The organism is Chitinophaga sp. YIM B06452, from assembly GCF_039655965.1.
GTDB lineage: Bacteria > Bacteroidota > Bacteroidia > Chitinophagales > Chitinophagaceae > Chitinophaga.
In genome coordinates this window covers 278,565-297,635 of sequence record NZ_JAWLKY010000004.1, presented here as the reverse complement: position 1 = coordinate 297,635, position 19,071 = coordinate 278,565, and the positions used below count along the sequence as shown (strand labels likewise).

The window sequence follows — 19,071 nt, the reverse complement described above, 5'->3', positions numbered from 1 at the left end:
ATGAACTGCCATAAACATCTCGTTTTTTTGATTTTGGATATTAAATAAATAGTCAGGTTATTGTGCTTCCCGAACTTTTACGGGCGCGCCGTTATACTGCACGGTCACATCGGCCGCTGCATCCGGAAGCCAGGCCCTTGGGGCGTTGCGGCTTACCCAGATGATGCGGAAAACGCGGTTGTGCAGCATACCCAGAAAACTGCCCTGCCTCTCCCCGATCAATAAGCTCCGGTCTGATGCTGAATATGTCAGCGGTATATTGCTGAAAGCGCCTTTTTCATAATTGTAATTGGTATCCTCGTCTTCATACAAGGTGAAAGACCCGTCTTTCCCGGTATAGACATACAATGTAAGCGTATCCGTTTTTTTCTGCGCGGTGTATTGCAATGCCGGCCCCGAAGGCAAAATGGAACCTTCTTTCACGAATACCGGCATGGTTTCGTACGGCGCTTTGGCGGTGATATGTTTCCCGCCTTCATGATAGGCGCCGGTGTAGAGGTCGTACCAGCCCTGGCCCGCCGGCAGGTATACGTCGCGCTCACGCGCTTTGTAGGTGTATACCGGGTTCACGAGCAATGCGGACCCGAACATGAATTGATCGCCGGTTTCCTTCACCGCATCATCTCCCGGGAAATCCATGACCAGCGCGCGCATGATGGTGTAATCGCGGTGATAGGCCATTCCTGCCAGTGTATAGATGTAAGGCATCAGCCGGTAACGCAGCTGGCTGTAATAACGCATGCTGTTGTAAGCAGGATGACCTTCAGGCGAGATGTTATAGATCTCCCTGAACGGAAGCTGCCCATGGGAGCGAAACAGCGGCACCATCGCGCCAAACTGGAACCACCGCGCCTGCAATTCCCGCCATTCTTCAAGGTCTTTGGCGGATGGTTTTTCAAACCTCGGCTCCACCGCAAACCCGCCAATATCCATCGTCCAGAAAGGTATGCCGGACAGGGAGAAGTTCAGGCCCGCGGAGATCTGCGTCCGCATATCTTCCCACCTGGCCCCTATATCGCCGCTCCAGATGGCCGCCGCATAATGCTGCGAACCTGCAAACCCGGAACGCGTCAGCAGGAACACCCGCTTGCCGGGATCAGCGCTGCGCTGGCCGTTGTAAATGCCCTTCGCGTTTTCAAGCGGGTAGGCATTCAGGTATTCGGCAGCGGTGCCGTTTGCGGTGGGCGACATCTGCTCTTTGCGCTTTTCAGGACTCACATTGCTCAATACATCCGGCTCGCTGGCATCCATCCACCAGGCGTCTACTCCTTTGCTATACAGCTTCCGGTTCAGTAATTCCCAGAATCCTTTTTTCGCTTCGTCATTGAACGCATCATAGAAAGTGGACACGTACCCCTTTCCTATCCAGTCGCGCTGCCGGTCCGCAATATTCCGCTTGTACAGCCAGCCCTGCTTGTCAAAATCGCGGTAGGCCGGAATGCCTTCGTAGAACTTGGGCCATACCGAGATCATAAAATGCGTGTGGTAGCGGTTGTGCAGCGCCTGTATCATGCTGTCCGGCGAAGGGAAACGCTGCGGGTCAAATTCCTGGCTGCCCCAGGCGTCTTCTTTCCAATAACTCCAGTCCAGCACGATATTGTCCAGCGGGAGTTTTCTTTTCCGGTATTCGGCCACTGCCTGCAATAATTCATGCTGCGTTTTATACCTTTCCCGGCTCTGCCAAAAGCCCATGGCCCATTTCGGCACAATGGGCGCTTTGCCGGTGAGCTGCCGGTAGCCGCTTATCACCTCGTCCATATTATCGCCGTGAATGAAATAATAATCGAGCATACGGCCGGCTTCGGATTGAAAAGTAAAGGTGTTGCGGTCTTCTTCCGCAACAGGATTGATCCACCGGGCGCTGATGTACGAGGCATCGCCATCGGGCACCCAGGATATTTTGATGGGATATTTTTTGTCTTTCTGCAAATGGATCTCCATCAACGCAGTACCCGGGTTCCAGGCCTGCCGCCATTTATCGGCGAGCAACTTACCATCTACCCACACTTTCAGGTAACCGCCGTAGGTCATGCGCAGGGTATGCAGCCCTTCGAAGTCTGAAGCAATGCTTCCTTCCCAGGTGAGCATGCCGGTTTTCATCGTGAATTCCGCAGGCAGGTGTTTTTTGGTATCGTCCAGGTAAGCATAGTCGATGTTGGATTCCGCGCGGGTGAAAGCCACTTTCCCGGGTTGAAGATGGTTATTGCTGTAGGAAGCGGTCAGCCATCCTGCCTCGCCTTTGGCGGAAAAGAGTTTCAGCCTGTTCAGCGGCAGGTACTCCCTCGTGTCGCCCACTTTGGTAAGCGAGTAATTATCCCAGAGGATACCGTAGTTTTTCCTGCTCACCAGGAATGGCACGGCTACTTCGGTATTGTTCTGGAAAAGAAATACCTGGCGGCCCTGGTAGTTGAACACATCATCCTGGTGCTGGCCGAGGCCGTAATATGTATCGCCTTCGGTGGTTTCGAAGGTCTGCGTAACGCCGTATGCGGGCTGGCCTTCGAACACTGCGGGTTGCAGGGCCCGGCCATTGTGCGATCTTTCAGCCAGCAGCGGCCGGCCGTTTTTATCGGTGAAAGCGACCGCCCCGGTGGCCAGCGTCATAGTAGCGGTGAGGGCGGAAGTTTGCAGTACGATCTTGTCCGGGCTCTCGGTGAGGGTGAATTCCGGGGAGGGCGCGCTGTAAACGGTAATGAGGCTTTTGCGAGGGGAAATTTCTTTTTCCGGCGAAGCCGTGACGCGGATGATGCGGTCTGTGATCACCTGCAATTTAACGGCGCGCGCGTTGCCCGACAGGTACGCTTCCGGGTATACGGTCACCCCGTCCTTTTCGCGGATAAACCTTACCGGGTCGCCCGCAAAAACGTGAATGGATAACAAAAATGAAATTGAAAATAATGCTGTGCGAAGAATCTGTCTGGATATCATAACGTTCGTTTCTCAATAAATTTGCTGTGGATGATCTCAAGCTGATCATGCCCGAAATTAACTGAACGCATCATGAACGGGGGTAGGCATATGTTGATAATTAGGTATTGAAATGTATACCTTTTATCACATTCGATTGATTATCAATAATAAATTTTAGCGCTTAACATTTCATCACGGATAAGGACGCAGATTGTTAATCTCCGCTGTTTGTTTTATGCGCAAGATCAAATTCAGTAAATTGACAGCAGAGCCGTTTAAACTATCTATATGCCCGACCCTGCCATCACAGATACCATTTTCATGAAAGCGGCGGACGCCGTCAGTTCCGGCGACCTGCCTGAACTGGAACACCTGCTTGCCTGGCATCCGCAGCTTGCATCTTACCGTCATCATACACCGGAAGACGGGTATTTCAGGCATCCATATCTCCTTTGGTTCATTGCAGACAATCCCGTAGAAAAGGGCCAGCTGCCTGAAAACATCACTGCTATCGCCGCCGCCATCATAAAGGCTATCCGGCAGCACGCTCCCGAAACCCTGCAGGAACAGCTGGATTATGCGCTCGGCCTGGTAGCCACCGGCAGGGTACCGAGGGAATATGGTGTGCAATTGACACTTATTGACCTGTTGATCGACAACGGCGCAAGGCCGGGCAGTGGGATCGGCGCGCTGGCGCATAATAATATAGATGCCGCGCAAAGATTGATAGACCGGGGAGGCGATCTCACGCTGGCCGCGGCGGTTTGCCTGCGGCGTACGGATTGGCTGCCCGCGCTGCTGGAACGGTCCAGCGCTGCCGAGCGGCAGGTGGCGTTTGTTGCCGCGGCGTTCTACGGGTACGCCGATATGCTGCGCCTGCTGCTGGAGCATGGTGTAGACATCAATGCCCTGCCTGAAAAAGACCACGGTTTTCACCATCATGCCACCGCCCTGCACCAGGCAGTGTTCTCTGGTTCACTCGATGCCGTGAAAGTATTGATGGAAGCCGGCGCAGACCCAGCCATTCCCGACCGGGTATATCACGGCACGCCGCTGGGCTGGGCCGTGTATATGCAAAGCACAGATGAAAGCACACCGGAGAAAAAGGAAAATTACGCCGTGATCGAAGCTTACCTCAAAGAAAAATGATCTATGCCCGAAAATCCGCTTGACCTCCGCGGGATGGCGCCGCTCATCCCCGTGGCCGACATGGCCACTTCGCTCCGCTTTTACCGGGACGTGCTCGGCCTGCAGCTCACGCAAACCTCCGTGCCACCCGTAAAGCCGGAGAACTACCACTGGGTGCTGCTGGAACTGGGCGGCATCCAATTGATGCTGGAATCTATTTACGAAGAAGATGCGCAACCCGCGGAACGCGGGCCGGCGACGCAGAAGAAAGACATGGTACTGTATTTCGGATGCCCGGACCTGGATACCGCGCATGCGCGGCTAACGGCCAACGGCGTGGAAGTGGAAGGCCCGGTGAATACCGGTTACGGCTTCAAAGCACTTTATTTCCGCGACCCGGACGGGTTCCTGGTGGTATTCCACTGGCCGCAGGAAGGAAACTAAATGCCATGCCCGAAACGGATATAATGCCCGTCAGGATCCTGCACGAGCATTTCCCGCACGTGCCAATCTTTATTTTCCGGGAGGGAAACGATCTTTGCTCCTTTCGCTTTGATGCTTTCGTAATACTCATCCACATTCTCCACGAAAATGGACAACCAGGTGCCTGGCTGCCCCTGCCCGCCTTCACAAAAGAAAACAGACACCTCTCCTTTGGAGACGCCGCCGAAATCAGGAGGGTCGCCCCCTCCCCAGTGCTCTTCAAACCCCAGCACTTCTGTGTAATAACGGAGGCTCGCCGGTACATTGGCCGAATACAATATGGGGATAACGCAATTGAATTTCATACCGTGAATTTAAGAAAATCACACGTTGATAGCGTTTACAGCTAATATTCCATCAGAACCCGCCCCACTGCCCATCATTTCGCTTTCGCAGCCTGTTTATTAAAATAGCGCATAGCCAGCAGCAGCAATACCAGCTCGCTCAGCGGCAGTATCACTTTATAGAACGGGTCGCCGCTGAAGTAGTGCGCGATGGAAGCGGATACCAGGCAGATGGAAAAACCCACGAACACATATTCCTTATAACGCTGCGGCACGCCCGGCAGCAGGATCACGATGGCGCCGATGATCTTGGCCACCGTCAGCTCTATCCTGAAATAATCCGGGAAACCCAGCAGACCCATGGCCACTTTGTTGGTAAGCGTAAAATAAGCGCTGAAAAGCATGAACGCGCTGATAAACGCGGTGATGGCAAAATGATTCCTTTTTGTCTTTTCCATGTTGAAGCAAATGAAAGGTTAATTGAATTTGAATACACTCAGGCAAAATACCACGAGGAACAAGGTCAGCTGCAGCAGGTGAAAGCGGCTGATATTGCCTTTCACCTTCAGCAGGCTGCTTTCTCCCGCGCCTTCCTTCAACAGTTTGCCCAGCCTGCCCGCCTGCAACCTGCCCAGCAGGATGCCGTTGATGATGAGGAGGATCACCAGCCCGAACTTGATCCGGAACCACACTTGCTCACCAAACACACCATTGGTGAGAAACATCATGGTAACGCCGGAAACAATCAGGCAGGCCGCGCCGATGCCGAAAAACAAAGGCGACCGGGCACGCGCTTCACGGATAGCCAGCCCGCGCGACCGGTCGGCGGCGAAATGTTTCCAGAATTGCTGTGTGATGGAAAAATCCTGTATGGTGGCGCCCGCCATTATGGCCAGCCCCGCGAGATGCGTAATGAGCGCAATGTTGTAAATAGTCATGGTCGTCATGGTAAATACTTTTATTTCGTTTTCGAATAAATTTATATCAAATATAAGACGATAACGTAGCAAAAACCAAATAACCGAAGCATATTTTTTATATTTGCTCCGAAATCGAACTAACTATTTATGAATAAGACTGTTGCACTGGTCAATGCCTGGGGAAAATTTGAGGAGAACCACCCGGACGGGGATATTGAAGATTTTTGCCGGCACTATCTTGCCCGGCGGCGGCCGCAGGCCAAAGAGACCAAAGACCCGCTCGTAGGCGGCGTGGTACCGCCTGTGGCCGATGGGTTATTATTAAAGATCATCGGCCGCATACATAAGCTGAACTTCTCCTACGCCAACATGGCGCTGAAAGGCACGGAGCTGAACCAGATCGAAGAATTCGGGATATTGCTCACTATCAAGCAGGAAAAGAATCCGCGGAAAACGGAAGTGATCTATGCCAACCTTTTCGAGCTGAGCAGCGGCACGGATATGCTGGGCCGCATGATCAAAAGAGGGCTTATCAAAGAATACGACGACGTGGAAGACAAGCGCTCCAAACGCATTGAGCTCACCGCCAAAGGCGAAAAGGTGATCGCCATGAGTTTTCCCAGGGTGCGGAAAATGGCGGAAATGATGCTGAACGACCTGACGGAAGACGATAAACAACTGTGCATCCAGTTGCTGAAGAACGTCGAGATAAAATTTTCTGCCCTCTGGCCCAAACACCGCGGGCGGCCGTTTGAAGAAGTATACGGGGAAGTGATCAGTGAAGGCGCATAAAAAAGGCTTTCCCGTACGGGAAAGCCCTTTCCTGTTCAACATAAAAATTTACACGGCCACCTTTTCGATCGCTTTCGCGAGGGCGGTTTCTTTCACATCTGGAAGCCCCACCCCTTCTACACGATAAGCGGTAACGTCCGTAAGGCCAATGAAGCCCAGCGCGCTTTTCATGTAAGGTTCCGTGAAGTCGAACGATTTCATGGCGCCTTCGCTGTAAATCCCCCCGGTTGAAATGGCGAGATACACTTTTTTGTCTTTCACCAACCCTTCTATCCCCTGTTCACCATATTTAAATGTGCGCCCCACGCGGAAAATATGATCTATCCACGCTTTGAGGCCGGAGTGAATACCGAAGTTGTACATAGGCACGCCTATCACCACCACGTCTGCCTCCATCAGCTCATCGATCGCTTCATCCGAATGCTTCAGCGCCTCCACCTGCTCCAGTGAACGCGCCTCCACCGGCGTGTGAAATGAAGTGATATGTACCTCTTCCAGGTGCGGGAAAGGCGCGGCGGTCAGGTCGCGGGTTTTGACCGTGCTGCCGGGATATTTGGATTGCAGCTGCGCTACAATGGCTCTGCCGAGTTGAATGCTGAATGAGCCCTCTTGCCTCGGGCTCGAAATGAGATGTAAAATGTTCATTCTTTTTGCTTTTTGGTAAGGCAAAATTATTTTCACTAGCTTTACAAAAGCCGCGACTATCCAGTGGGATAGCGGTATACAAAAGGATAGTGACACCAAAAATTCTCCTTAAAAATGAACGAACTTACCCATAACGTGGAAAGATGCAAGTCGCACATTGGCGGGGTCCAGGACGCACTTTACGCCATTGGCGGAAAGTGGAAGCTGCTTGTGATCTCCGCATTGCTCAACAATGCAAAGCGGTTCAATGAAATTGAGCGGTCTATAGACGGCATCACGCCGAAGGTGCTTTCAAAAGAGCTGAAAGACCTGGAGCTGAACGGTTTTGTGAAACGGATCGAAGTAAACGGCAACCCCGGCCAGGTATCTTACGAGCTTACGCCATACAGCGAATCGCTTAAGGAAATCGTTAATTTACTGAGCGCCTGGGGCAGGCAGCACCGGAAACATGTGCTGTATATGAGCAAACTGCAGTTGCTGGAAAAAGAACTTCAAAAATGATCGGCCGCTGAGCTACCATGGCAGTTCGGCCTGCTTCGTTCCCCGCTTTACCCCTTCCATAGCCAGCAGTGCCGCTTTTGTTTCGATGCCGCCGGCAAAGCCCGTCAGTTCCCCTGAAGTGCCTAATACGCGGTGGCAGGGCACAATGATGGAAATAGGATTTCTCCCGTTCGCAGCGCCTACTGCGCGCACGGCTTTAATGTTGCCCATCTGCCGGGCAATGTCCAGGTAAGTTCTTGTTTCTCCATAGGGAATGGTGGAGAGTATGCGCCAGACCTCTTTCTGGAAGGCTGTTCCATCCGGGTCCAATGTAACGGAAAAGGTTCTGCGTTTGCCTGCAAAATATTCTTCCAGCTGGCGTTCTGTTTCCAGCAACACCGGGTGCTGTGGTTCTTCCACATACTTCCGCACACGCGTGCGGTTGGGCTTATCGTTCTCCCATAAAATAGCGGCCAGGCCTTCGCTGCTGGCTACTATCCTCAGTTTCCCCACCGGGGAATCCACCTCTTTATAAGCATATTCCATTATTTAATATTAGGCAATTTTGATGAATTGCAGCAAGAAAAACATGACCTGCCTTATTGCGTATCCCAGCGCGTCATTGCGAGGAGCAGTAGAGCCAACGCGGTGGCGCGACGAAGCAATCTCCTGCATCGGATTGTCACACCCAGCGTTGGGAGATTGCTTCGTCGCCCCTTCCACAAATCCCCCGCAGCTCCTCGCAATGACGCGAATACGTTGGTATAAATAAACGGACAATCATTTAACGCCAAAAAGTGTTAAATTGACAATTTACTGCTTCGTTATTACGAAGCAACAAAATCTAAACGAAGGTGCTCTGCCAGTTTTTATAGAAATTAAAATTGCCATATGAGTGTGAGGAGAATTAGAGCATGGCTACTATTCCCGCTGATCATTACAGCCAACTCCCTTTTAGCTGCCAGCAACCCGGTAAGATACCTGGGAATAGAGAACGGCCTGTCCAACAACGCCGTGGTGAACATTTACCAGGACAGCAAAGGGTTCATGTGGTTTGGCACCTACGACGGACTCAACCGCTACGACGGTTATAAATTCAGGATATACAGGAACAAGACCGGCGACAGCACATCCCTGGCGGATAACGGTGTATGGACGCTGGAGCAGGATGGCGCAGAGCGGCTCTGGATCGGCGGCCGAAAGGGCGTCAGCATTTTTGATCCTTTCCATGAAAAGTTCTCACCGGCTATGTACCTGCCCGCTGGTTCAGCCAGGGCTGAAAAACTGGCTGGGAATGTCCATGTGATAAGATCCGACAAAAAGAAGATAGTACTTGTAGGCACCGAGAATAATGGCCTGCTCCTGTTCGGCGCCGGTGGGGGAACAGGGCGGCAGATACCTTTGCTGCAAGGCTCCGGCAGGATCGTGGATTACGAAGTAATGGCGATCGATTTTGATGCGGACGCGCGGTATGCCTGGGTGTTCGTACAAAACAAAGGCCTATGCCTCTACGATGCCGGCAACAACACGCTCGCTGTTGTGAACAACCAGGTGCAGGGAGGCAACTGCCTGAGAACCGACCGCAAGGGCGGCTTATGGCTGGCCGCCAATACCGGGCTTTTCAGGTACGACCAGCGGACGGGCACTTTTTCAGGCAATTACCTGGAAGACAACTGCAAAGCGGTGAACCTTTGCATAGACAAACATGGAGATATCTGGATAGGCACAGACGGGGAAGGCATATTTATTCTCCGCCCCGGTGAAACGAAAGCAAGCGCCCTGAGCTTCCCAGGCAACAAACACCTGCTCAGCAGCAACGCTGTCTTTTCCATTTGTGAAGACAGGGAAGGCCGCAAATGGATCGGCACCCTGCGCGGCGGTATTAATATCATCGAGCCCAGGCCCGGGCCGTTTGAGCTGCATTCCTTCAACAACAACCATGCGCTTAGCCCGACCAATAATTTCATCTTTTCATTTTGTGAAGACAAGGACGGGTACATCTGGATAGGAACCGATGGCGGCGGCCTGAAATACTGGAACCGCGCGAATAACACGTGGAAGGATTACACCTGGGATCCGGGGAACAGGAAAGGCATCAGCAGCAACTTCATTACCAACATCATAAAAGACGGCCGCGGCGATACCTGGTTTTCCACCTGGTTTGGCGGCGTAAACCGCTACCATGCGGCCAGCGGTACCTTCGAGCGGTTTACCTGCGTGAATCCCTATACCAAAGCAGAAGAAAATAATGTATGGCTGGTATATGAAGACGCCCAGAAAACGCTCTGGGCAAGCACTACCAACAACGGCACATTGTATACCTTCAACCGTGCTGCCAACCGCTTCGATATTTTTGATAAACGTATCACGAACATCCAATGCCTGGCGGAAGACAGCCGGGGCAACCTCTGGGGCGGCAATTATTCTTCCCTCGTAAAGATCGACCGGGCCCATAAAAAACATAAAGTATATAACACCGGCCATACCGTGCGGGCCATTCACGAAGACAAACGGGGCCTGTACTGGCTGGGAACGGACGGCGGCGGGCTTTTGCTTTTTAATGCGGCCACCGGCGGTTTCACCCGGTTCACCGATGCGGACGGCCTGCCCAGCAATTCCATCCTCCGCATTATGGAAGACGATACCGGCAACCTCTGGCTTTGCACTTACAACGGGCTGTCGCGCTTCGACCCTGTAACAAGGACATGCCGGAATTTTTCACAATCAGACGGCCTGCAAAGCAACCAGTTCGCCTACAATGCCGCACTGAAGCTGCGTTCCGGTGAGCTGATGGTAGGCGGCATCAAAGGGTTCAATATCTTTTATCCTGACAGTGTGTATGAACAGAAGGACATACCCTCCGTGCTGCTCACGGGCGTAAAAATAAACAATGTCCCGGTTGAGCAGGATACCGCTTACATTGCCGGCAACAGCGGGGATATACCCGCGCTGCGCGTGCCTTACGGGAAGGCGTCCATTTCGCTGGATTTTGTTGCGCTGGAATATACTTCGCCCGACAAGATCAGCTATGCCTATTACCTCGAAGGCTGGGACAAAGACTGGAATTACGCAGGCGATGCCCGCACCGCGAATTACACGCGTTTACAGGAAGGGGAATATACTTTCAAAATAAAAGCAACAAATACAGACGGGAAATGGGGCCGGGAGCTGCGCGCCGTGAAGATCACCGTGCTGCCGCCCTGGTACAGGGCCTGGTGGGCCTATCTTTTATATGTCACCTGCCTGGCGGCCGCCATCTATTTTTATATACAGTACCGCGCCCGGCAGGAGCGCCTGAAATATGAAATAAAACTCGCGCACCTCGAACGTGAAAAAGAAAAGGAGCATAACGAAAGAAAATTCACCTTCTTCACCCACGTATCGCATGAGTTCAGAACGCCCCTCACCCTGATCATCAATCCCCTGAAAGAGCTGATCCACAAAAAAGAAGAGCAGATCAGCCATGCAGACCTCGGCGTGGTATACCGCAACTCCCGCCGGTTGCTGAGCCTGGTGGATCAATTGCTGCTTTTCCGGAAAGCCGATGCAGGAGGGGACCAGCTGAAGATCGCGCGGACGGACATTGCAGAGCTTTGCAATGAAGTGTACCTCTGCTTCACCCAGCAGGCAAAGGCCAAACATATTCAATATGAGTTCATCCAAAAAGGGATCACATCCGGCATATATGCCGATTATGAAAAAATTGAAATAGCTCTTTTCAATATTTTATCCAACGCATTTAAGTTCACCCCCGAAGGAGGCACCATCACCTTCGAATTGCAGGAGCAGGAAAACGAAGTGCTGATCAGCATCAGCGATAGCGGCTGCGGGATAGACGGGCAGGCCGGCGACCTTATCTTCGAACAGTTCAGGCAGGCCAGGAACCGCCCCGAGCGCCTGCAGACCGGCTTCGGCATTGGGTTGTACCTCGTAAAACATTTCATTGAAGCCCATGGGGGCGCCGTTTCCTACGAAAGCCGCGTACAGGAAGGCACCACATTTTTTATCCGCCTGAAAAAAGGCGCCGGGCACCTGCCTGCGGCATGGTTTGTCGGGGATGCCGCCACGAAATCCGTCCTGCTGGAAGAACTCACCGCGGAAACCAGTCCTCCGCCCGCGCCCGAAGAGCCGGCCTGGATAAACCGGGAACCGGCAGCGGAAGACCTTGTGACGGGGAAGTGGTCCATCCTCCTCATCGACGATAATGCGGAGATCAGGAAATACCTCCAGCAGCTTTTCGCCGATAAGTATATTATTTATGAGGCAGACAACGGCGATACCGGTTTCGCCATGGTCAACAAATGCATGCCCGACCTGGTGATCAGCGATGTGCATATGGAAGGAATGGACGGCATGGAGCTGTGCGGGAAGATCCGGAAAACCGAACACCTCAGCCATATACCGGTGATCCTGCTCACCTCCGCCTCTTCCCCGGACGTGCAGCTGATGGGCATTGAAGGCGGGGCGGACGACTATATTACCAAACCCTTCGAAAAAGACCTGCTGCTGGCCAAAGTGGAGCATATCCTCAAAACGAGGAACCTGCTCAGGCAATATTTCCTGGACCAGATCACTTTAAAGAGCAGCAGCATACGCGTGCCCGCCGAATACCAGGATTTCCTGCGCAGGTGCATGGCGATCGTCGAAGAAAACCTGGACAACGACGATTTTTCCATCAAAGCATTCACCCAGGCCGTCGGCATGAGTCATTCCAGCCTGTATAAAAAAGTGAAAGCAGTGTCCGGCCAAACGATCAATTCCTTTATCCGCTCCATCCGTTTAAGAAAAGCGGCGGTATTAATGTTAAAAGAAAATTATACGATCAACCAGGCAGCCCTCGAAGTGGGCATCGGCGATATCCGGTACTTCCGCGAGCAGTTTGTGAAACTGTTCGGCATGAACCCTTCCGACTATATCAAAAAATACCGCCATTCGTTTAATGGTGATTATAATATCATCCGTTCAGACGCCTTAAAATAGCCGCTTAAAAGGGGGTAAAATATGATTCTACCCCCTTTTTTAAACGATTTACCCCCTCTCCCCCTGCTTAACCACGGCTTAATTTGCATGCATTGACCGCAAGCCACGAGGCTGTATAATTACTCATTCCAAATTCTAGTTATGAAAAGATCTCGACCAACGTCCGGACGCATTGGAGCATTTCTTTCCTTCCTTCTTCTGCTCTCCACCCTTACCGTCCAGGCACAGCGCGCCAGCATTACAGGGAAAGTAACCTCCGGGGCAGACCGGGTGCCGGGCGTAAGCGTAAGGATAAAGCACAGCAACCAGGGGACGCTTACAGACCAGAACGGGCAATTTACCCTGCAGGCCGCCGTTGGCGACACGCTGGTGTTCAATCATATTTCCTACGCCGCCCTGGAAATGCCCGTTAAAAACCATTCCCCGCTGGAAATATCGCTGGTGGCCAACAGCCAGAATGTGAGCGAGGTAGTGGTGGTAGGGTATGGCACGCAAAAAAAAGCCACCCTCACCGGTTCCATTTCAACGGTGAAAGGGGCAGATATTGTGAAGAGCCCGCAGCCTAACCTGTCCAACTCCCTGGCAGGGCGGTTTTCAGGCCTCATTGCCAATAACAGGTCCGGCGAGCCCGGGTACGACGGTTCCAATATGTATATCCGCGGGCTGGCCACTACCGGCAACAACGACGTGCTGGTGGTGGTAGACGGCGTGCCGGGGCAGATCGGCGGGCTGCAAAGGCTGGACCCGAATGATATCGAAAGCGTAACAGTGCTGAAAGACGCATCCGCCGCCGTGTATGGCAGCAGGGCCGCCAACGGGGTGATACTGATCACCACTAAAAAAGGCAAGACCGGGAAACCCTCCATCAGCTATAGTTTCAACCAGGGGTTCTCCTCGCCTACCCGCCTGCCCAAAATGGCAGACGCAGCCACTTACGGCGCCATCATGAATGAAATACAATATTATAACAACCCGGCCGGGGGGCTCAACCAGTTCTATACAGACGAAGAACTGCAAAAATTCAGGGACGGCTCCGACCCGCTCAATTACCCGAACACAGACTGGCAGAACGCTACCTTAAAAAAGACCGCCCGGCAGCACCAGCACAGCCTTTCCGTGAACGGCGGCAGCGACAACGTGAAATATTTCATTTCGCTGGGCATCATCGGGCAGGATGGATTGTACCGCAACGGTGTTACCCAGTATGACCAATATAATTTCAGGTCCAACATCGACGCGGATGTGACCAAACGCCTAAAGGTGAGCCTCTATCTTTCTGGCCGGCAGGAAGACAGGATATTCCCGCAGACCGGCGCGGGAGATGTGTTCCGGTCTATCTACCGCGCCTACCCTACCGTGGCCGCCATTTATCCTAACGGTCTGCCCACCACCGGCATAGAGAACAATAACCCGGTGATGCAGGTAACAGACATAGCCGGCACCAACCGCAATCCCACACAGGTTTTCAACGGCATCCTGAAAGGCAGCTATGCCATACCCGGCATTGAAGGACTGTCGCTGGACGGGTTCTTTTCCATGGACAAATCCTGGAATTTCAGCAAGTCATTCGCCAAACCTTATATCCTGTATAATTATAACGCAGGCACCAACACGTATGATAAAGTAGTGACAGGCGGCTCCGCCGGTGCGGCAACGCTCACCGAGCTGCAGCAGAACCAGGAGATGCGCGTGTCCAACATCAAGCTCAATTTTACCCGGCAGTTCGGCCATCACAATATAGACGCATTTGTAGCGTATGAGCAGAGCAAAACCGTGATGGACAGTCTCAGTGCCTCCCGCCTGAACTTCCCGTCCACGCAAACGCCAGAGCTTTCCCAGGGCGGGCCCGCCGCCGCGGATAAGAACAACGCTGGCAAGAGCTACCTTTTCACCCGTAAAAGTTATATCGGCAGGGTGGCCTACAACTACCTCGAAAAATACCTGGTGGAAGTGCAGGCCCGTGTAGACGGCTCCTCCACATTTGCACCCGGCAATCAATACGGTTTCTTCCCCTCCGTATCCGCGGGATGGCGGATATCAAAAGAAGAATGGTTCCAGCCGGTGACCTTCATCAACGACCTGAAGCTGCGCGCGTCTTACGGTACGCTGGGCAACGACAACGTCGGGCTGTTCCAGTACTTCGACAACTACTCCTTCAATAACCTTTATGTACTGGGCAGCAGCGGCACCATCCGCCCGGGGATAGACCTCACCAAACTGCGCAACCCTGACATTACCTGGGAAAGGTCCAAAAAACTGGACGTGGGCATCAATGCCATTTTCCTGAAAAATTTCAACCTGGAATTCATCTATTTCCAGCAGAAACGGGCAGACATCCTTACACAACGTAACGCGTCCATCCCACAGACCTCCGGTATCGTGAACCCTCATGCCAGCGATCCGCTGGTGCCTGCGGAAAATATCGGCAAGGTGAACAGCAACGGCATAGAAGCCTCGCTGGGATATAACAACACCACTCCCGGCGGGCTGGGCTACCGCATCAGCGGCAACTTCACCTATGCAAAAAGCAAGATCGTATTCATCGACGAAGCAGCAGGCGCGCTGGACTACCAGCGGCAGACAGGAAGGCCCCTGAACACCTACCTGCTGTATGACGTGACCGGCATTTACAGGACCCAGGACGACCTTAACAAATACCCCCACCTGAACGGCAACCAGCCAGGGGACCTCATCTACAGGGACTACAATGGCGACGGCCAGATCACTGCAGACGACCAGGTGAGAACAAAATACGGCAACATCCCTGAGATTACTTACGGCGTGGTGCTGGGCGCGGATTACAAAGGCTTCGACCTCTCTGCCGTGCTCGCTGGCCAGGCGCATGTGAGCCAATACGTGCTGCCGGAATCCGGTACAGTGGGCAATTTTTACAGCAGCTGGGCAGACAACCGCTGGAGCCCCAACAATACCGCCGGCACTTATCCCCGGGCAGACGACCGCGCATCAGCCTCCATCAACGGCGGTCTTTACCAGAACAATTTCTGGCTGAACAATGCCTCCTTCCTGCGTTTAAAAAATGTGGAACTGGGTTATACCATCAAGGCAGACCTGCTTTCCCGGATCAGGATCACAGGGCTGCGCGTGTACGCAAGCGCGTTCAACCTCTTCACCATTACCCCCGTGAAAGACTACGACCCGGAAGGCGCCAGCGCCAGCGGGCAGTTCTACCCGCAGCAGCGCATCGTGAATGTTGGCGTAAATGTTAAGTTCTAAACCGAAAAGATCAAAGCAATGAAGACTATAAACATCTTAATTATATCGGCGCTCATATTATCCGGGATATTTACTTCCTGTAAAAAAGACTACCTGGATATCGTGCCCACGGACCGTATCCCGGAAGTAACGCTGCTGGCGGATTCCGCGCTTTTTGAAATATATGTGATAAACCGCTACATGAGCATCAGGCTGCAGGACAAAGAGGGCGAAGGCACTTTGCCCGGCTTTGGCCGCGGCTTCGAATACGCTATGTGGAGCTCGCTTTCAGACGAATCCATCTACAACAACGACGATAATACCTGGCTCGTGCAGCGCGGGCAGCTGGCCCCCGAAAACACCGGCATCACCGGCACCATCTGGGGAAGAAGCTACCGCAGCATCAGGGAATGCAACTACGCGCTGGGCAAAATAGACAGCGTGCAGATGAGCGATGGTAAAAGGAACACGCTGAGGGCCGAGCTGCGCTTTATCCGCGCTTTCCGCTACCACGACCTCATCCGCAACTACGGCGGCGTGGTGCTGATGGGCGACAAAGTGTACAACCTGGAAGAAGACCTGGCAACAAGCGGTTTGTTTACCCGCTCCAGCATAAAAGAATGCCTTGATTACGCCATAGCCGAGCTGGATGCAGCCGCACAGGCCTTACCTGCGCAGAATGCAGACAAGACCTGGGACCTGGGCCGGGCCACCAAAGGCGCTGCGCTGGCTTTAAAAGCGCGGCTGATGTTATATGCCGCCAGCCCGTTGTACAATGCAGGTACCTGGCAGGCCGCCGCTGCCGCCGCAAAAGCAGTTATGGACCTGAACCAGTACGCGCTGGCGGCCGATTATGGCAAACTGTTCCTTACCTCCGGCAGCAACGAGATCATTTTTGCAAGGTACTTTGCGGTAGGCGCGCGCCACGTTTGCATGGAAATAGCAAATGGTCCCAATGGTTATGGCGGCTGGGCGGGCAACACGCCGCTGCAAAACCTCGTAGATGCTTACCAGATGAAGAACGGCAAAGACATCACCGATCCCACTTCAGGATACAACCCGCAGCAGCCCTATGCCAACAGGGACAACAGGCTGGCTGCTACCATACTCTACAACGGCGCTTCCTACAGGGGCAGTACCGTGGATATTTACACGCCAGGCGGGAAAGACAGCAAAGACGGCCCTTCCAACTGGAATACTACCAAAACAGGGTATTACCTTCGTAAGTTCATGGACGACAACAACCCGATAGACAATCCCTGGAACGTAGCCGGGCTGCAACCCTGGATCTACCTGCGTTACGCGGAAGTGCTGCTGAATTATGCGGAAGCGCAGAATGAAGCCGCCGGTCCCGATGCCACAGTGTATAACGCCGTTAACCAGGTGCGCCAACGGGCGAGCACCGCGCAACCGCCACTGCCCGCCGGTCTTACGCAGGCGGCCATGAGGGAAGCTATCCGGAAAGAAAGGCAGGTCGAGCTTGCATTCGAAGAACACCGCTTTTATGACGTGCGCCGCTGGCAGATCGCGAATGTGACCGAGAATGTGCCGGCATATGGCATAGATGTGACCAGGAGCAACGGGGTGCCCAGCTACACGCGTAAAGTGGCGCTGAGCAACCGCTCCTTCGCCAACAAACATTACTGGCTGCCGATCCCGAGATCGGAAATACAATCATCTAACAATAAGCTGACACAGAACACAGGCTATTGATCATGAAGAACATACTACTATCGCTGTGCGCCGCACTGGCGCTACAGCAAGCCGCAGCACAGCCTGCGCCGCGAAAACCCGTTGCCATTCATATAGATCCGGCAGTTACGTACCAGGCCATTCACAACTTTGCCGCGTCCGATGCATGGGCATGCCAGTTCGCCGGCAACTGGCCTGATGAAAAACGTAACCAGATGGCAGACTGGCTGTTCAGCACAGACACCACCGCCACAGGCGCTCCCCGTGGCATAGGCCTTTCCATGTGGCGTTTCAACATCGGCGCAGGAAGCGCAAAGCAGGGAGATTCCAGCGGCATCAAAGATGAATGGCGCCGCGCCGCATCTTTCCTGGATGAAGATGCCATCAGCCGGGAACGGCAGGCAGGGCAGCTGTGGTTCCTGGAGGCTGCAAAGAAAAGAGGAGTTCCATACTTCCTCGCTTTCCTCAACAGTCCGCCGGTGCAACTCACTGTCAATGGGAAAGCATTTGCCACGAAAGGGAACTGCAACCTCAGCCCGGGTAAATACGCAGCCTTGTCTGATTATGTGGCAGAAGTGATCCCCGTGATCCAAAGCAGGTCTGGCGTAATGTTCGATCATTTCAGCCCCGCCAACGAACCGCAATGGGACTGGAGCGACGGCGGCCAGGAAGGCTGCCCGTATAACAACGACGAGATCAGCGGCCTTGTCAAAAAACTCAGTGAAACATTCACTGCTAAAAAACTGGATGCAAAGATCCTGGTCGCGGAAGCAGGCAAGATCAATTACCTGTATGAAACGCACGACAAACCCGGTAAAGGCGAACAGATCAAAGCCTTTTTCAGCAAAGGTTCTCCCAATTACCTGGGAGGCCTGCCAAACGTCAGGCATAGCATTGCAGGCCACAGTTATTTCACCACCTCTCCCGCGTCCCCGGCGGTGGCGATGAGGCGGCAACTGGCGGCCAGCGTGGCTTCCGTACCGGGCCTTGATTTCTGGCAATCGGAATATTGCATCCTGGGCGACAATGGCGGCGAGATCAATGGCGAAGGGAAAGACCTGGGAATGAAAGCAGCCCTGTACCTCGCGCGGGTGATCCATCATGATCTTACCATCGCCAATGCCACTGCCTGGCAATACTGGCTGGCTGTTTCGCCGTACAATTACAAAGACGGCCTCGTCTATATCGATAAAAATAAAACAGACGGGCAGGTGCAGGATAGCAAAATGTTGTGGGTGTTGGGCAACTACAGCCGCTTTATCAGGCCGGGCGCAAAAAGGATACAGGCAAGCGCAGACAGTGCGCAGGGACTGCTGGTATCAGCTTACAGGAACACTGATAATTCCATCAACATTGTGATCGTCAACAATGATCCCGCTGCTGTTGATATAACGCTGAATTTCAGTCATGCAAAGCCGGAACAGCTGCGCAGTTATACGACTGCGGAAGACAGCAGCCTGCAACCGGGCCGCCCGCATAGCAATAGAAAGGCAGTCATTCCCGGCAGATCGGTAGTGACGTTGGTAGGAAAAATGTAGTTTAAT

14 protein-coding genes are annotated in these 19,071 nt (G+C 53.2%); 8 read left to right on the top strand and 6 right to left on the bottom strand.

Annotated features, from left to right (window positions below; all coding sequences use genetic code 11):
* Window positions 1-57: 57 nt before the first annotated feature.
* Window positions 58-2,880: a TIM-barrel domain-containing protein gene (locus R3I13_RS21150; RefSeq protein ID WP_346319966.1), complete on the bottom strand. Its 2,823-nt coding sequence runs from the start codon at window positions 2,878-2,880 to the stop codon at window positions 58-60.
* 318 nt (window positions 2,881-3,198) lie between these two features.
* Here R3I13_RS21150 and R3I13_RS21145 point away from each other — a divergent pair, with 318 nt between their 5' ends.
* Window positions 3,199-4,059: an ankyrin repeat domain-containing protein gene (locus R3I13_RS21145; RefSeq protein WP_346319965.1), complete on the top strand. Its 861-nt coding sequence runs from the start codon at window positions 3,199-3,201 to the stop codon at window positions 4,057-4,059.
* 3 nt (window positions 4,060-4,062) lie between these two features.
* Entirely contained in the window at window positions 4,063-4,482 is a 420-nt protein-coding gene (locus R3I13_RS21140; RefSeq protein ID WP_346319964.1) for a VOC family protein, read from the top strand.
* Here the strand turns inward: R3I13_RS21140 and R3I13_RS21135 are convergent.
* The 3 genes from R3I13_RS21135 to R3I13_RS21125 all read right to left on the bottom strand — a co-directional run bounded on the left by R3I13_RS21135 (window position 4,479) and on the right by R3I13_RS21125 (window position 5,752).
* Window positions 4,479-4,826 carry a glyoxalase superfamily protein gene (locus tag R3I13_RS21135; RefSeq protein ID WP_346319963.1) on the bottom strand — a complete coding sequence of 116 codons (348 nt, stop codon included), beginning with the start codon at window positions 4,824-4,826 and terminating at the stop codon, window positions 4,479-4,481. The genes R3I13_RS21140 and R3I13_RS21135 overlap by 4 nt on opposite strands.
* Window positions 4,827-4,900: 74 nt before the next feature.
* Window positions 4,901-5,263, bottom strand: a complete 363-nt coding sequence (locus R3I13_RS21130; RefSeq protein ID WP_346319962.1) for a DoxX family protein — start codon at window positions 5,261-5,263, stop codon at window positions 4,901-4,903.
* Between the two features lie 18 nt (window positions 5,264-5,281).
* Window positions 5,282-5,752 (bottom strand): hypothetical protein, encoded by a 471-nt coding sequence (locus tag R3I13_RS21125; protein WP_346319961.1) that lies wholly within the window; start codon window positions 5,750-5,752, stop codon window positions 5,282-5,284.
* Window positions 5,753-5,872: 120 nt separating this feature from the next.
* Here R3I13_RS21125 and R3I13_RS21120 point away from each other — a divergent pair, with 120 nt between their 5' ends.
* Entirely contained in the window at window positions 5,873-6,517 is a 645-nt protein-coding gene (locus R3I13_RS21120) for a winged helix DNA-binding protein (RefSeq protein WP_346319960.1), read from the top strand.
* 48 nt (window positions 6,518-6,565) lie between these two features.
* On the opposite strand, the gene R3I13_RS21115 is transcribed toward R3I13_RS21120, so the two are convergent.
* Window positions 6,566-7,162 carry an NAD(P)H-dependent oxidoreductase gene (locus R3I13_RS21115; RefSeq protein WP_346319959.1) on the bottom strand — a complete coding sequence of 199 codons (597 nt, stop codon included), beginning with the start codon at window positions 7,160-7,162 and terminating at the stop codon, window positions 6,566-6,568.
* 114 nt (window positions 7,163-7,276) lie between these two features.
* On the opposite strand from R3I13_RS21115, the gene R3I13_RS21110 reads away from it, so the two are divergent.
* Window positions 7,277-7,663 carry a helix-turn-helix domain-containing protein gene (locus R3I13_RS21110; protein ID WP_346319958.1) on the top strand — a complete coding sequence of 129 codons (387 nt, stop codon included), beginning with the start codon at window positions 7,277-7,279 and terminating at the stop codon, window positions 7,661-7,663.
* Between the two features lie 12 nt (window positions 7,664-7,675).
* Here R3I13_RS21110 and R3I13_RS21105 read toward each other — a convergent pair whose 3' ends face one another.
* Window positions 7,676-8,188, bottom strand: a complete 513-nt coding sequence (locus R3I13_RS21105; protein WP_346319957.1) for a methylated-DNA--[protein]-cysteine S-methyltransferase — start codon at window positions 8,186-8,188, stop codon at window positions 7,676-7,678.
* Window positions 8,189-8,533: 345 nt separating this feature from the next.
* Between R3I13_RS21105 and R3I13_RS21100 the strand changes: the two genes are divergently transcribed.
* From R3I13_RS21100 to R3I13_RS21085, 4 genes are all read left to right on the top strand, one after another.
* Window positions 8,534-12,622, top strand: a complete 4,089-nt coding sequence (locus tag R3I13_RS21100; RefSeq protein ID WP_346319956.1) for a two-component regulator propeller domain-containing protein — start codon at window positions 8,534-8,536, stop codon at window positions 12,620-12,622.
* A 141-nt stretch (window positions 12,623-12,763) separates the two neighbouring features.
* Window positions 12,764-15,856 carry a TonB-dependent receptor gene (locus R3I13_RS21095; RefSeq protein ID WP_346319955.1) on the top strand — a complete coding sequence of 1,031 codons (3,093 nt, stop codon included), beginning with the start codon at window positions 12,764-12,766 and terminating at the stop codon, window positions 15,854-15,856.
* 18 nt (window positions 15,857-15,874) lie between these two features.
* On the top strand, window positions 15,875-17,548 hold the full coding sequence (locus R3I13_RS21090) for a RagB/SusD family nutrient uptake outer membrane protein (protein ID WP_346319954.1): 1,674 nt from the start codon (window positions 15,875-15,877) through the stop codon (window positions 17,546-17,548).
* Window positions 17,549-17,550: 2 nt separating this feature from the next.
* Window positions 17,551-19,065, top strand: coding sequence for a glycoside hydrolase family 30 protein (locus tag R3I13_RS21085; protein WP_346319953.1), 1,515 nt, complete (start codon window positions 17,551-17,553; stop codon window positions 19,063-19,065).
* Window positions 19,066-19,071 lie beyond the last annotated feature (6 nt).

Excerpts from the sequence above, each read along its gene's own strand:
- R3I13_RS21145 (WP_346319965.1), top strand. The coding sequence starts at position 3,199 with ATGCCCGACCCTGCCATCACAGATACCATTTTCATGAAAGCGGCGGAC.
- R3I13_RS21140 (WP_346319964.1), top strand. The coding sequence starts at position 4,063 with ATGCCCGAAAATCCGCTTGACCTCCGCGGGATGGCGCCGCTCATCCCC.
- R3I13_RS21135 (WP_346319963.1), bottom strand. The coding sequence starts at position 4,826 with ATGAAATTCAATTGCGTTATCCCCATATTGTATTCGGCCAATGTACCG.
- R3I13_RS21130 (WP_346319962.1), bottom strand. The coding sequence starts at position 5,263 with ATGGAAAAGACAAAAAGGAATCATTTTGCCATCACCGCGTTTATCAGC.
- R3I13_RS21125 (WP_346319961.1), bottom strand. The coding sequence starts at position 5,752 with ATGACGACCATGACTATTTACAACATTGCGCTCATTACGCATCTCGCG.
- R3I13_RS21120 (WP_346319960.1), top strand. The coding sequence starts at position 5,873 with ATGAATAAGACTGTTGCACTGGTCAATGCCTGGGGAAAATTTGAGGAG.
- R3I13_RS21115 (WP_346319959.1), bottom strand. The coding sequence starts at position 7,162 with ATGAACATTTTACATCTCATTTCGAGCCCGAGGCAAGAGGGCTCATTC.
- R3I13_RS21110 (WP_346319958.1), top strand. The coding sequence starts at position 7,277 with ATGAACGAACTTACCCATAACGTGGAAAGATGCAAGTCGCACATTGGC.
- R3I13_RS21105 (WP_346319957.1), bottom strand. The coding sequence starts at position 8,188 with ATGGAATATGCTTATAAAGAGGTGGATTCCCCGGTGGGGAAACTGAGG.
- R3I13_RS21100 (WP_346319956.1), top strand. The coding sequence starts at position 8,534 with ATGAGTGTGAGGAGAATTAGAGCATGGCTACTATTCCCGCTGATCATT.
- R3I13_RS21095 (WP_346319955.1), top strand. The coding sequence starts at position 12,764 with ATGAAAAGATCTCGACCAACGTCCGGACGCATTGGAGCATTTCTTTCC.
- R3I13_RS21090 (WP_346319954.1), top strand. The coding sequence starts at position 15,875 with ATGAAGACTATAAACATCTTAATTATATCGGCGCTCATATTATCCGGG.
- R3I13_RS21085 (WP_346319953.1), top strand. The coding sequence starts at position 17,551 with ATGAAGAACATACTACTATCGCTGTGCGCCGCACTGGCGCTACAGCAA.